Annotated in this window: 13 protein-coding genes; 6 read left to right on the top strand and 7 right to left on the bottom strand. The window is 65.8% G+C overall.

Annotated features, from left to right (window positions below):
• The coding region (locus ON44_RS04100) for an ATP-binding protein (RefSeq protein WP_245567006.1) at window positions 1-2,410 on the top strand (2,410 nt) is incomplete at its 5' end.
• 70 nt (window positions 2,411-2,480) lie between these two features.
• On the opposite strand, the gene ON44_RS04105 is transcribed toward ON44_RS04100, so the two are convergent.
• The gene (locus ON44_RS04105; RefSeq protein WP_245567007.1) at window positions 2,481-3,095 is read right to left on the bottom strand and encodes a TetR/AcrR family transcriptional regulator; all 615 of its coding nucleotides are present in this window, start codon (window positions 3,093-3,095) and stop codon (window positions 2,481-2,483) included.
• 127 nt (window positions 3,096-3,222) lie between these two features.
• Between ON44_RS04105 and ON44_RS04110 the strand changes: the two genes are divergently transcribed.
• Complete coding sequence (locus tag ON44_RS04110; RefSeq protein WP_040686447.1) at window positions 3,223-5,280, top strand: neutral/alkaline ceramidase; 2,058 nt, start codon at window positions 3,223-3,225, stop codon at window positions 5,278-5,280.
• Window positions 5,281-5,285: 5 nt separating this feature from the next.
• Here ON44_RS04110 and ON44_RS04115 read toward each other — a convergent pair whose 3' ends face one another.
• Complete coding sequence (locus tag ON44_RS04115) at window positions 5,286-5,522, bottom strand: DUF2530 domain-containing protein (protein WP_051181486.1); 237 nt, start codon at window positions 5,520-5,522, stop codon at window positions 5,286-5,288.
• Between the two features lie 140 nt (window positions 5,523-5,662).
• On the opposite strand from ON44_RS04115, the gene ON44_RS04120 reads away from it, so the two are divergent.
• The gene (locus tag ON44_RS04120) at window positions 5,663-6,100 is read left to right on the top strand and encodes a MarR family winged helix-turn-helix transcriptional regulator (protein WP_040686448.1); all 438 of its coding nucleotides are present in this window, start codon (window positions 5,663-5,665) and stop codon (window positions 6,098-6,100) included.
• Window positions 6,101-6,122: 22 nt separating this feature from the next.
• On the opposite strand, the gene ON44_RS04125 is transcribed toward ON44_RS04120, so the two are convergent.
• On the bottom strand, window positions 6,123-6,551 hold the full coding sequence (locus ON44_RS04125; RefSeq protein WP_040686456.1) for a YccF domain-containing protein: 429 nt from the start codon (window positions 6,549-6,551) through the stop codon (window positions 6,123-6,125).
• 337 nt (window positions 6,552-6,888) lie between these two features.
• The gene (locus ON44_RS04130) at window positions 6,889-8,094 is read right to left on the bottom strand and encodes a GNAT family N-acetyltransferase (RefSeq protein WP_040686449.1); all 1,206 of its coding nucleotides are present in this window, start codon (window positions 8,092-8,094) and stop codon (window positions 6,889-6,891) included.
• Window positions 8,095-8,569: 475 nt separating this feature from the next.
• Here ON44_RS04130 and ON44_RS04140 point away from each other — a divergent pair, with 475 nt between their 5' ends.
• Genes ON44_RS04140 through ON44_RS04150 form a run of 3 tightly spaced genes read left to right on the top strand, consistent with a single transcriptional unit; the run spans window position 8,570 to window position 9,940 of the window.
• Window positions 8,570-8,782, top strand: a complete 213-nt coding sequence (locus ON44_RS04140; RefSeq protein WP_040686451.1) for a hypothetical protein — start codon at window positions 8,570-8,572, stop codon at window positions 8,780-8,782.
• A 46-nt stretch (window positions 8,783-8,828) separates the two neighbouring features.
• Window positions 8,829-9,632, top strand: coding sequence for a TrmH family RNA methyltransferase (locus ON44_RS04145; RefSeq protein WP_040686457.1), 804 nt, complete (start codon window positions 8,829-8,831; stop codon window positions 9,630-9,632).
• Window positions 9,629-9,940 (top strand): DUF2537 domain-containing protein, encoded by a 312-nt coding sequence (locus tag ON44_RS04150; protein ID WP_040686452.1) that lies wholly within the window; start codon window positions 9,629-9,631, stop codon window positions 9,938-9,940. The genes ON44_RS04145 and ON44_RS04150 overlap by 4 nt, the downstream gene beginning before the upstream one ends.
• A 460-nt stretch (window positions 9,941-10,400) precedes the next feature.
• Here ON44_RS04150 and ON44_RS04155 read toward each other — a convergent pair whose 3' ends face one another.
• The 3 genes from ON44_RS04155 to ON44_RS04165 form a co-directional block, all read right to left on the bottom strand.
• Window positions 10,401-11,144 carry a DUF6928 family protein gene (locus ON44_RS04155; RefSeq protein WP_040686458.1) on the bottom strand — a complete coding sequence of 248 codons (744 nt, stop codon included), beginning with the start codon at window positions 11,142-11,144 and terminating at the stop codon, window positions 10,401-10,403.
• A gap of 619 nt (window positions 11,145-11,763) precedes the next feature.
• Entirely contained in the window at window positions 11,764-12,891 is a 1,128-nt protein-coding gene (gene sepH, locus ON44_RS04160; RefSeq protein WP_040686459.1) for a septation protein SepH, read from the bottom strand.
• A gap of 200 nt (window positions 12,892-13,091) precedes the next feature.
• Window positions 13,092-13,510, bottom strand: a 419-nt coding sequence (locus tag ON44_RS04165; protein WP_040686453.1) for a phosphoserine aminotransferase, incomplete at its 5' end; no start/stop codon positions are given.

A 13,510-nucleotide genomic window follows, 5' to 3' on the forward strand; every position in this document is an offset into this window, starting at 1 on the left:
GACGTACGTGAGGCAGGCGGACCCGAGTCGTGGGCACGCGCGGATCGAGCCCCAGGACACCCGCGACGTCGAATTCGGCGGCACCGATGCAGATCTGAGCACCGGCCGATCCGCAGGGCTAGGGCTCAGGGAACTGCGCATCGACGGTCCCGGATCGGAGCGACGGGTTTGGTGGGAGTACCGAACGGCGCGGGCGCGCTGGTTGCTGCCGCTGCGGGATGGCAGGCCGGTGCCCGCCGCACATGATGTGCTGCGCGCACCCACACGATCCGACGAGGAACTATCGCTACCGGCTCTGCTGATCGCCGACATTCCCATGCAGCCGGACCGCCGACGCGTCCTCCCCGGTGCCCGTCTTGCCGAATTCGCCGAGGGCTATGCCGATTTCGCGCGTGCACTTCCACCGCGCGACCGGCTCGTCGTGGTTCCCACGCCGGGCTTCGCCCGCAGCGAGATCGACGGCATCCTGCGCGAGGCGCTGATCCGCGAACTGCAGACCCATCCTTGGCTACCGGTTGTAACCGCTCGTCCGAAAACCTCTGGTGAAACGACCGCATATTCGGGACCAGCCGGTATCAGCTCGGCTGATTCAGCTGCGGACCAGGTCTTTTCGGGGCGCATAGTAGTCGGAAGCGATGCCGATCATGATGGTTCGCTCGCGAATGCCGGTGCGTCGGAAACCGACGATTGGACTGCGGGCCTGCCCGGTGACGCGCGTTCATCCGTGCCCCAGGCAACCCATGACGCAGTGCCTACCCGAGCGAGCGTATTCACCGGCCTGAGTCGGGAATTGGCCGACCTGCTCGATGACATCGTCGGACCGCTGGTGGTGCCCGAGTTATCCGGGCGCGCACAGAGCGAGGCCCTGGGTGTGCTGGATGTGCACAGACTGGGACTTGCTCGGCTGGCCGAACTTTCAGGCGGGCTCGAGCGGCCGCCGAAGTGGTGGCACTCGCTGTATGCGGCGTTGGAGTCGTACGTTGTCGATCCCCTGGCGGCCGAGGAACTCGGCGCGCTCGCGGTACCGCTGGCGGACGGCCGGCTGGTAACCGGCCCGCGCACAGTGGTTTTGGATGATCAACTCGATGTCGCCATACCGGTGCACTGGGCGCGTCTGGTGCACCCCGAGGCAATACATCCACTCCTCGCGCGACTCGGCGCGCGTTCGGCCACCGCCGAGGATCTGCTGAGCGATCCCGGATTACGCGCGGAACTGGAGGACCAGCCGGGCGATCCCGATACCACCGACGCTGTGCTGCGGCTCGCCGCACATGCCGATCCGTCGGCACTCCCGTCTTGGCTCGGCCTGCTCGAATTACCCGACACGACCGGAGAATTGCTCCCTGCCGACGAATTGCTGCTCCCCGACGCACCGCTGAGCACATTGCTCGTGCCGGATTCGCCGTTCGGCACCGTCGCAACGGATCTGGTGGACCGCTACGGCGCCGAGGCGCTGCGTGCGGTGGGCGTCGGCTGGGATTTCAGCATTGTCGTCGAAACCGATCCCACCGGCCCCGACCACCACCTGGACGACGAGGAGCGCTGGTGGTCGGGCCTGTCCGAGGATCCGCCGGAACTGGCCGCCGTGCGCGACCTCGACCTCGTCGACGAGTCAGCCTGGTCGGCGGCCTTGCGGCAGTTGGCATCCAGTCCGCGGACCCGCGAACTGCTCACCGATCCCGACGGCTATACGGCCTGGTGGTTGCGCAGACACGCGCGCGTCGACGGCACACCCCTCGGCCTGTTCCGCCACCCCGCCGATACCGAATTCGCCGGCCTACTTCCCGAATTCGAGTACCCAGACCTGGATTCCGAAGCCTTACGCGCAGTGCTGGCGAATCCGAACGCCATCACCCAGGAACTGGCCGCCGCACTACTGGCCGCCCTCGCCGATCCGTCGAAAACCCCTACACCCGAGGTGGTTTCCCGAACCCACGCCCGCCTTGCCGCCGCCGTGGCTCACCTAGACCTGACCGAACTCGAACTCCCAGACCGTGTGCGCGCCTTGTCTTCGGCAGTCGTCGACCCCGACGACGCGTGGGTGCTCGACCAGCCGTGGTTCGGCCTCGCCGTTCCCGCTGATCACCTGGTAGCAGGCGATACCGCCACGGCATCCGCCCTCGCGACCTTGCTCGATCTCCCCATGGTCTCCGATGTGATCACCGCTGAAGTGACGAGCCAGGGCCGCCACACCACATGGTCCGCCGAACCACTGGGAGTCGTTCTCCGCCAACTCTTCACCCTCCCCGACCAGCAGGGCGACCTGGTTCTCCACGACAACCTCCAAATCCGCCTACACGGCGCCCTGGAAGCCACCATCTCCGTCCCTTGGTGGCGCAACAACACAACCACCCACATCCAAACCCCCCACCACCCACCCTCGCCCCCCACCTCACGGCTGGACGAATGATCACGTGGAAACCATTGCGGCAAAACGCGAGAACTCCCCGCCATCAATGCCACCTGATCTTGATCGCCGGCTACGCCGCGTAGTTGGCGAGCATCTCGCTGAGGAGGTCCAGTTGGGTGCGGACGCTTTCGCTGTCGTTGTCGACCAGCCAGCGCAGGACGACGCCGTCGATCACATTCAAGGTGAAGCGGCTCAGCGTCGGCACCGGCACGGACCATCGGCAACCGGTGGCATCGCGCGCATGGTCGAGGATGTCGGCGACCGTGGTGTCGTTGAATGCGTACTGTTCGCGCGCGATCGCGAGTTTCGCGGGAGTCGATTCCCCTTCGCGTAGCGCATATGTCGTGGTTTCGTATGTGAGCAGTTGTCGTTCCGGTGTGGCTTCAATGTTGAGCCACATCAGTTCGAGTCCCGCGCGCACCAATTTTTGAAGCGCTTCTTTTCCACTTCCGACGTCTTGCCAAACTGTTTCGTTGGCATCGACGGAATCGCGTAATTCCATCGACAACGCCTTGACCAGCTCGGTCATCAGCGCGTCCTTGTTTTCGAAACAGTAATGCACCACACCGAGCGAAACGCCAGCTGCCTGAGCGACATCGCGCGTGGTCACGCCCGCGACGCCCTTTTTCTCGGCAAGGCCGATGGCTGCCTCGATAAGGTGGGCCCGTCGTTCTTCGACGCTCAATCGGGAGGACACCCAAGGGAGTTAAGTCCGCAACTCCGCCACAGTCAATTCGCAGGGCCGAAAATCTCGACTGGACGATTGTCCAGTTGTGTGGTTCGCTTCAGCACGGGATCGAAGGGAGACGCGTATGCCGGTGTCACGCAGAACGGTGCTGGCCAGAACCGCAGCGGGTTCCGCCGCGCTCGCGACAGCGGCCGCGGTGCCAGGTCTGACTTCGGCGCTCGGCGCACCGGCCGCCGCGGCTCCCGAATCGGGTGACTACCTCATCGGACTCGGTCTTTCCGATATCACCGGTCCGGCCGCCGAATGCGGAATGATGGGCTATTCACAGTTCGAGCAGCAGACGGCGGGCATCCATCTGCGCCCGCGTGCTCGCGCATTCATCATCGACAGTGGTGCGCGCCGAATCGTGTTCGCAGTCGCGGAGAACGGCATGATTTTCCAGTCCGTGCATCGCGGCGTCATGCTCGAACTCGCCCGCCGCTTCGGCGACCTGTACACCGAACAGAACGTCGCGCTCACCTCGACGCATTCGCATGCGACCTGTGGCGGATCCAGCAACGATTACGCGTACAACCTGTCGATTCTGGGTTTTCAACAGCAGGTATACGACGCCGAGGTGAACGGCATTGTGGAGGCGATCGCCGCCGCGCACGCCGATCTCGGACCGGGCACGCTTTCGCTGGGGCGCGCCGAACTGCACGACGCGAGTGTCAACCGATCGCGAGTTGCCTTCGAACGCAATCCGGATGCGGATAAACAGCACTTCCCGAATGCCATCGACCCGGCAGTCACCGCACTGTCATTCGTCAAGGGCGGCAAACAAGTCGGCGCAATCACCTGGTTCGCCACGCACAACACGTCGATGACCAACCAGAACCGACTGATCAGCGCGGATAACAAGGGTTACGCCTCGTTCTCCTATGAACACACCGAGCACGGCGTTCGCTATCTCGAGGGCCCGGCCGATTTCGTCGCCGCGTTCGCGCAGACCAACGCGGGGGATATGTCCCCGAATCTCAATCTGCAACCCGGTTCGGGACCGACCGAGAACGAGTTCGAGAACACCCGCATCATCGGCGAGCGTCAGTACCGCGCGTCGAAAACCGCATTGTCGGGCGCACAGTCCATCAGCGGTCCGGTCGATTCGATGCTCTGTTATATCGACCTGGCCGATACCGCCGTCGACGGCCGATTCACACCTGACGGCCAACCGCGCCACACCGCGCCCGCCGCCGCGGGCGTCTCGCTCATCGCGGGCAGCGTCGAGGATGGTCCCGGCCTGCCCGGCATTCCGATCCCCGAGGGTGTGCGCAATCCGTTCATCGATGCGCTCGGCGATCCGCGCCGGCCTGCACCGTCCTGGCTTGCGGATGCGCAGGCTCCCAAAGCGATCATCGCGCCGCTCGGGCTGTTGCCGCCGGTGCCGTGGGTGCCGAATGTGGTGCCGATCCAGATTGTTCGGATCGGTGAGCTCTACTTGGCCTGCGGTGGTGGAGAATTCACCATCGTCGCCGGACTGCGCATCCGTCGAGCTGTTGCCGCCGCGCTCGGCGTTCCGCTGGCGCAGGTGCTGATGCAGGGCTACGCGAACGCGTACCACGAATACGTCACCACTCCGGAGGAATACGACTCCCAGCAGTACGAGGGCGGCTCAACCCTCTTCGGCCGTTACACATTGCCCGCCTACCAGCAGGAGTTCACCCGTCTGGCAACGGCTTTCGCCGCCCGTCAGCAGGTCCCGCGCGGACCGGCGCCGCGCGACATATCCAACCTGCAGCCGAACTTCCAACCCGCACCCGGCCCGGACACCACACCGTCGGGTCGTGGATTCGGCGATGTCCTGACCCAGCCCGCCGCTTCGTACGCGCCCGGTACCCAGGCCGCCGCCGAATTCGTCTCCGCCCACCCGAAACACAACCCCCGTCGCAACGGCACCTTCCTGGAAGTGCAGCGCCGCAACGCATCCGGCGACTGGGTCCGCGTCGCCAACGAGGGCGAATGGGCCGTCCGCTTCTACTGGAGCAAGCGTGGATCGGCCGAATCCGTAGCCCGCTTCACCTGGGACATCCCGACGGACGCCATCCCGGGCACCTACCGCATGCAACACTTCGCCGACAGCCTGAGTCCCGACGGCACTCTGCACCCCTTCACCGGTATCACCAACGAGTTCGAAGTGAGCTGAGGCCGTCAAAGTCCGGTTTGCGCGCCTTTGTCGCCGCGGCGGGCGCCCCGGCGCTGGATCGCGAAGATCGTGTAGCCGAGCAGGCCGACGGCCATACCCATCAGACACACCGGGCGGGCGGATTCCCAGCGGTCGCTGATCCACACGACGACGGTGGCGATCAGCCAGAGCGCGCTGCCGACCGCGAGGACCGGCCGTGGATCGGTGAAGCGCGGCGGGATCTGCGGGACATGCTGGGTCACAGCTGCGCCTCGCTGGCACTCGGCTCCGCCGCGACCCGGGGCGCGGTGTCTTTGGTTCTCTCGCTACGCTCGATCACGATCACAGCGTAGCTGCGGGAAGAGGCGGTCACCGGCCAGCATGTCCCGTATCGTTCTGCTCTGTGACAACGCCATCGGATGTTCGAGCTCTCGCCGGTGAGCTGTCGCTCGCGGTTGTGCGCTTGACGCGACATCTGCGGGGGCGGCGCGCCGACGCGCAGATTTCGCTGACGCAGCTCTCCGCACTCGCCACCCTGCATCGAGAAGGGGCGATGACGCCGGGCGCGTTGGCCGGCAAGGAGCGCGTGCAGCCGCCTTCGATGACGCGCGTGATCGCCTCGCTCTCCGATCTGGAATTGGTGGAGCGCAAGCCGCATCCGACCGATGGCCGCCAGATCATCGTGTCGCTCTCGGACGCGGGTCGCGCACTTATCGCCGACGAAACCAGCGCCCGCGAGGCCTGGATGACCGAACAGCTCTCAACCCTCACCGACGAACAACTGGTCGTGCTGACGCGCGCCGTCGGCATCATGAAGCAACTCGTCGACGACTCGGAGTAGCCGAACCCATCCCGGGTCGCTGCTAGCGAGGTACGTAACCACCGCGGGCGTATTGGGCGCCGAATGGTTGGTCGCTGTCCACAATTTCGCGGCCGAGGGGGAACAGGGAGATCGGGATGAGTTTGAGGTTCGCCCAGCCGAAGGGGATGCCGATGATCGAGATGAACAGGGGGATGCTGGTGAGCAGGTGGCCGAGCGCCAGCCACCAACCGGCGACGATGAACCAGATGATGTTGCCGATCATCGATCCGACACCCGCGGAAGGTTTTTCGACCGTGGTGCGTCCGAACGGCCAGAGCACATAGGTCGCGATCCGGAACGAAGCGATACCCCACGGGATCGTGATGATCAGAACGCAGCAGATGATGCCCGCGACAATGTAGCCGAGCGCCATCCAGAACCCCACGAATACGAGCCACAGGATATTGAGCACCAGCTGAATCGGCTTCATGAATCCAGCATGCCAGCCCACCTCGCCTCCGGACATCACTCCGGAGTACGAAGTCGGCTCAGGGATATCCCCGATCAGCGAAACCAGCGCTCCGGCCAGCCGCCTCGGCGCAGAACGGTGGTCATCACGGATTCAGCCGCTCAGAACTGCTCAGTTCGGCCCACGCAGGCCTATAGGCAGCCCAGCGCGCAGAAAGCCCCGAAACTGCGGCTGGTCGATCCGAGCCCGGCGCACACATTCAGCTCGACCCGAGAACCAGTCGTGCGGCGGAGACAACCCAGCTGCACAGCTGCCCCGATTCGGCGGGACCGGGCTGGTCCAACACAGAAAGCCCAGCTCAGAAAAACCAGCCGAGTACTGCGTCTCGTTCCGCGCCGAATGCCTCGTCGAGGGTGCGTAGCTGCGCGGCGTCCTTGGCCTGCAGGCGGTTGGCGGCTGCGAAGACCCGGGCCGGGTAGGCGCCGAGGTACATGGAGGCCAGGACGTCGATGCCGAGTTCGAAGTCGGGTGGGCGGGTGGTGGGTGTGCATTCGGCGATGCCGTCGCGCACCGTGAGTGCGAAGGTGCCGCCTGCGTTGCGGAACGGATCCTGGACTGCGAGAACGACATCGAGGTCGTGCAGGTATGAGCGAGCGGTCAACGCCGCGGGGACATCCATGAGCCGCAACCACATGTCGTCGAAGCGCGCCTTCGTGCGCACCAGTCGGAGATCGGTGAGCAGATACGGGAGCGGATCGTTGTCGGTGATCGCCGCCTCGACGTGACTGCACAGCTCCAACCCGAATAGCGCCCGCCACAACGCGATTTGCGCTTCCGGCGTCACCGCGCGCATCTCCTCGACCACCGCGGACTTGCCTTGTTCCCGACGGTGGTAGCGATACAGCACATAGCCGTCCGGGTGCAGGAATGCGAAGAGTTCGGTGCCGCCGTCGCGGAACGCGGGTGAATCGGAGAGGTCCATCTGCCAGCGGGCCTCGGGACGTGCCTGCGCACCAGGCACCAGGCGCCGCCACCGGTCGTAGATCGCGCGCAGTGGTTCGCCCGCATCGGCCACGGTGCTGAGCACCACGCCGCCCGGATCGGGAGCGGACGGCAGGAATTCGACGAACCGCCGGTCGATCGAGACCGCATTCTGCCGAATCGTCGGCCCGTACCCGAACCGGCCGTAGATGGCGCCCTGACTCGCGGTGAAGATGGTCAGCGGAAGCCCGGCCGCCTCGGTGCGCTGATGCTGTTCGGTGTAGATGGCCCGCAGAATCCCGCGCCGTCGATGCGTCGGAGCGACTCCGACCCCGGCGATTCCGCAGGCCTCGACCGTGCGCTCCCCGGGCACCGTCAGCGTCATCCGAGTGGACCTGGCATGTCCGACGACACGCCCGTCATCGATCGCGACGATCGCCTCCTCGGTCGGAAAGACCTGCGCCCGCAATTCCGCATACTCCGGTTCGCCGCGCATCCCGAACGAGGTGTCGCCGAGCAACTCAATGGCGGCCACATCATCGTCGGTGGCCGACCGAATGGTGATGCCGGGTATCAGCGTCATCCCTCGACGATCGCACGTCACCCGACCCGCCCGCACCCGAATTACCGCCACCTCGCACGGACCGACGCTCGCACGGACCGGACCGCAGATATCCGGTCCGTACAGCCGATCGACGACGTTGACCTGTGTTCTTGCCGAGTTGGACGCCTACAGGCGTTGCCGATCGAGAGCCGCCCAAAGCCTGCACCCGAACAAAGTGGTGGACCGCGGCCCGTCTGATCGGGCTTCGTGATCGGAGCCGATTCGCTGGTCCAGACCGACCGTGACTATCACGCATTCGTCAAAAGGTCGGCTGCGTCGTCGGGTGCGATTCGACGAGCCGCGCTCGCCGAGGATCGCCCGACGCATCCCGTGCTGGTGGTTGCGGAGTTCGTTTCGCTCGGGCGGGCGATCGATGAGCCGCGGCGCGGTCATCACGGTCCGGACCGGACTCGCAAATCAGCCGATCTAGCTGCGCGAAGGACGATTCAGGTGCGTGGTGCTCGGATCGACGCACCGTTCGATCGGTGACTTCGGCCAGGTCCTCGAAAGTCCCGGCTACCAACTGCTGGAGGCTTTGGCCGCACTGTCCAGCCGACGCCGTACTCGCTTCCATTTTATGTTGCTGACGACGCGCCCGCAGCCGGAGATGTCGATACCGCAGGTCATTCTGGTCTCGGAGATCTCGGCGACGGGTGTCTGCCCATGATGGATCCGATTGTGGTCGGGCGGGGTTGGCGCGGCAGGATGATGTCGTGGCTGATGTGATCGATATCGACGATCCGGCTGATCCGCGGGTCGATGACTTTCGCGATCTGAAGTCGGCGGATCGGCGGCCGGATCTGCCGGGGCGCAAGGGGTTGGTGATCGCGGAGGGGGTGGTGGTCGTGCAGCGGATGTTGGATTCGCGGTTTCGGCCGAGTGCGCTGCTCGGGGTGGAGAAGCGGCGGGTGGAACTCGCGGAGGATCTGGCGCGGATCGATGTGCCGTATTACCGGGCGAGTGCCGAGGTGATGGCGGAGGTGGTCGGGTTCCATCTCAATCGCGGGGTGCTCGCGGTGGCGCGCAGGCCCGCGGAGTTGACCGTGGACGACGTCATCGAGCGGGCCCGCACGGTCGCGGTGTTGGAGGGCGTGAACGATCACGAGAATCTCGGCTCGATGTTCCGGAATGCGGCTGGACTGGGCGTCGAGGCGATTCTGTTCGGCGGTCGGTGCGCCGATCCGCTGTATCGGCGTGCGGTGCGGGTGTCGATGGGGCATGTACTGCGGGTGCCGTTCGCGCAACTGCCGAAGTGGCCGGAGGGGCTGGATGTGTTGCGGAGCAAGGGATTCCAGATCATCGCGCTCACCCCGAACCCGGCCGCGGTGAATTTGGCGACGGCGATGACGGGGGAGCGGGTGGCGCTGCTGCTCGGCGCGGAGGGACCCGGATTGACCGAGGAAGCCATGCGGGCCACCGACATTCGAGCCCGCATCCCGATGTCACCCGGTACCGATTCGCTCAATGTGGCGACCGCGGCCGCCATGGCGTTCTATGAACGGGTGAGGACGTCGTGAGCTATTTCCCGAATGGGGCGTATCGGCCCTACCAGCCGTACCAGGACCCGACCCCGTGGGCTGCCGGACTCACCGTCGCGACCATGGTCGCACTGCTGACGGCCGTCGCGGTGTACGCATTCGGCTCGGCCCTGGCGGACGTCCATCCGCTGCTCGCGATCCTGGTCAACCTCGTCGCGGTCGGCGGCGCCGCACCCACGGCCTGGCGTTGGCGCCTTGCGCCGGTGACCCGCTGGGTCATCGGTGGCGGCGCCGCCGGTGTGTTGCTCGGCTGGCTGGTCCTGATCATCGGCGGCCTGTCGAGTTAGCAGACCTCGTCGGACCCGCTCACGGCTCCGCCACGCTAGCGCTCGGCTCTGTCGTGCGTGATCGCGTGCTGTGTCGATGGTTGACTTGCTGGCGCTCGTTCTCGACTCCGCCACGCTAGCCCTCGGGTCCGTCGTGCGTGATCGCGTGCTGTGTCGATGGTTGACTTGCTGGCGCTCGTTCTCGACTCCGCCACGCTAGCCCTCGGCTCTGTCGTGCGTGATCGCGTGCTGTGTCGATGGTTGACTTGCTGGCGCTCGTTCTCGACTCCGCCACGCTAGCCCTCGGCTCTGTCGTGCGTGATCGCGTGCTGTGTCGATGGTTGACTTGCTGGCGCTCGTTCTCGACTCCGCCACGCTAGCCCTCGGGTCCGTCGTGCGTGATCGCGTGCTGTGTCGATGGTTGACTCGCTGACGCTCGCTCACGACTCCGCCTCGCCGGCGCTGGGCTACTGACGCTCGTTCACGAGACGCGATCCTTGCCGCGCAGCCAGTTGAGCAGACCTCGTCTCGGTTTCGTGTCGCCGTTGTGCTCCTCCAGTGGGATCAGGTCGGCGGGGTCGGGGGCCTGGCCCTTTGGGTAAAGGGTGAATCCGCAGACCGCGATATCGCCTGGTACCAGGGCGCCTTCGGGGGCGGGGGAGCGGTAGTGGAAGCCGAGCCATTCGTTATTGGCGGCGTCGGCGAAATCGGGTGGGTCGAAGGGGAGGGTTTGCGGGTCGGGCAGTTCCCCGGCCTGCCACCGCACCGGATGATCACCGGCCCAATACGAACGCTCCCACACCAGCGGGAGGCCCTCGTCCTCCAGGATGTTCACCCGCGTCGAGCTGAACGAGCGCCGGAATTCGCCACGCTCCCAATGGGCGAACGCGCCCCAGCCGTGATGCGCGTCGAACGAGATCAGATAGGTGTGCTCCGAGGCGAGCGGGCGAACCAGCAACTCCGCCAGCGCCGTCGGATGCGCCCGCGCGGCCTGTGCCGAGCACACCACCGTGACCCCGGGATAGCAGCCGATGTACACCTCCTCGGCAGCCGGTCCGGCGCAACCGCCCAGTGTGCCGACCATGATCGGCATGACATCACGGTCCGTGTGCAGCTGTTTCGCCAGCGCGAGCGCGGCTTCGGGGTCCGGATCGTGGTTCGCGCGGAGTACCGCCAACGGATCCTGTGCGTCGACGTACCAGAGAGACGAAGCCTTGGACAGCATTTCCGGCACCTCCCGATGGTTGCACCAAACAGCTCCGCAAACTTCGAGCAACCCACGGCGTCCTCTAGCAACTCCCGCTACCGTGAACCGCCCACGTCGACTCATCAAGTCGACGACACACCGAAAAATCTACCCGCACTCCCACGCCAACGTCCCCCCTTCCGCATTCGAACACGCCAGCAGCCCTCAGAAACTCGCACCAAACAAACGCCCGGAATCAAGATCAGGTGGCACTGATGGCGGCATCGCCCGAGAAGCCCCCGCCATCAGTGCCACCTGATCTTGATCGGGGGTGGATGCGCGCCTAGTGCGTCCATGCGCCCTGTGTGGTCGGCTGAAGTTGGGGTGTTTTCGAAGGCTTAGTGCCCCGGAGGCGCAGGTTTCCGAATCTGACTGCTCCCGGACGGGGCGGCTAGCGTCGGAGAACCCTCCGCTTCCGAAAGGCGGACGGTGCTCTTGGAACCCACTGCTCCCGATGGGCCGACGATGCTCTCGGAACCCACTGCTCCCGATGGGCCGACCATGCCCTTGGAACCCCGGCTCCCGAAAGGCCGACCATGCGCCGAAGCTCCAGCGCCTCCGGAGCATTCGCCCGGAAACCCCTACGCAGGAACGGAACTCAGTGTCCCGAGCTCCGCACCCCGAGCAACACATCCTCCCAGGACGGCATCGGCGCTTTCCCTCGCTTGCTCCGAGCTGCCTTCGCAGGCGCCTTCTTCGCCGCTTCCTCGGAAGCAGCGGGCTTGGCGGCAGGCTTGGTGGCCTTGGCCGGGGCAGCAGGGGGCGCGGCCGGGGCGGTGCCCGCACCAGCCGGAGCGCCACCGGCGGCCGGAGCCGTATTCGTCCCGGCGGTGACCGAAGCGGAACCGCTCGCGGCCGGAATGGCATTCGTGTTCGCGGCGGCCGGAATCGCGGCCGCCGCACCACCCGCGCTGACCGGCGTACTGCTACCGCCTGCCGCGACGGAACGCTGCTCGTAGTACTCGTCCAGCGTCGGCTGGGTCCGGGCCGCCGGACGCGCCGGTGCCGCCGCGGGCTCGCGCGCCGGACGCGTCTCGACCGGACGAGTTTCCACCGGCAGGGTCTCTACCGGCGGTTCGGGCGCCGCGGGCGCCTCGATCTCCGCCTGCGGCGGCAGGATGGTGGCGAGCCCACGTAGGGCACGGCCGAAGTCGGGATCGATCAGATCCGAGGCCGGATCGTCGAGCGGGGAAACCGAGCCGCCGTGCGCGTCGGGCTGGTAGCGCCAATGCGCGGCGATCTCGGAACGGCCGTTCTGCCACTGCAATTGCGCGACCCAGAAGCCCTTTTCGTCCTTCCAGGCATCCCACTCGGCATTCTCGAGTGTGTGCCCGCGCTCGGTGAACGCGGCGGTGACGATATCGATGAGGGTTTCCACGGCCGGACCGTCAGCGCGCACCGGATGTGCCTTCTGCGCGAGTTCGGCGGCGCGGGCCCGCTCCAGCAGCACCGGATAGGCGAACCGCTCAACGCGACTCAGCGGCATACCGGATTCTTCGGTGACCTGTTCAACGGATGCCCCGGCACGGATACGAGCTTGAATATCGCGGGGACGCATAGTTGCTTCCATCTCGATCTCAATCTGGCCGAATCGGGCAAGGTCTCCGCGTGCTGCGGCTCGAAGCTTGTCGTCGGCGGGCAGCCGGTACTTGTTGCCGGTCTCGGTGTCGATGCACACGATGTGCGTGGAGTCGGGCGTCACCCCGATCACTCGAAGTTCACGCACCGTTACCTCCTTATCGCGTCGGCTCGCGACACCGCCCACTTTCCGAAACAGTAGTGCACTACTGATGATCTCGAGGCAAGACACGCGGGGCGGAAATCTGCGAAAGACTCTCCGCGCCCCGCTAATCTGCTCTATTCAACTCGCAGCCCTACAAGATGCGGCGTGTCGAAAGTGGGCGTGTCGCAATGACCGAGCTCGATTTACCCCAGCTTTTCGACAACCCAGTCGATGCTACGCGTCAGCTGCGAAACATCCTCGGGGTCGATGGCGGGGAACATGCCGACGCGCAGCTGGTTGCGGCCGAGCTTGCGGTAGGGCTCGGTGTCCACGATTCCGTTGGCGCGCAGCACCTTGGCGACGGCGGCCGCATCGACCGAGTCGGCGAAGTCGATGGTGCCGACGACCTGTGAGCGGTGCGCCGGATCCGTGACGTACGGGGTGGCGAAGGAGCTCGACTCGGCCCAGGAGTACAGCCGCGACGACGAATCGAGCGTCCGCTTGACCGCCCAGTCCAGCCCGCCGTTGCCGTTGATCCACTCGATCTGGTCGGCGAACAGCAGCAGGGTGCCGAGTGCGGGGGTGTTGTAGGTCTGGTCCTTGGTGCTGTTGTCGATCGCGA

This window comes from Nocardia vinacea NBRC 16497 (genome assembly GCF_000308835.1).
Classification (GTDB): domain Bacteria; phylum Actinomycetota; class Actinomycetes; order Mycobacteriales; family Mycobacteriaceae; genus Nocardia; species Nocardia vinacea.

Bases quoted from the DNA above. Each gene is read 5' to 3' on its own strand.
- ON44_RS04110 (WP_040686447.1), top strand. From the start codon at position 3,223: ATGCCGGTGTCACGCAGAACGGTGCTGGCCAGAACCGCAGCGGGTTCC.
- ON44_RS04125 (WP_040686456.1), bottom strand. From the start codon at position 6,551: ATGAAGCCGATTCAGCTGGTGCTCAATATCCTGTGGCTCGTATTCGTG.
- ON44_RS04130 (WP_040686449.1), bottom strand. From the start codon at position 8,094: ATGACGCTGATACCCGGCATCACCATTCGGTCGGCCACCGACGATGAT.
- ON44_RS04155 (WP_040686458.1), bottom strand. From the start codon at position 11,144: ATGCTGTCCAAGGCTTCGTCTCTCTGGTACGTCGACGCACAGGATCCG.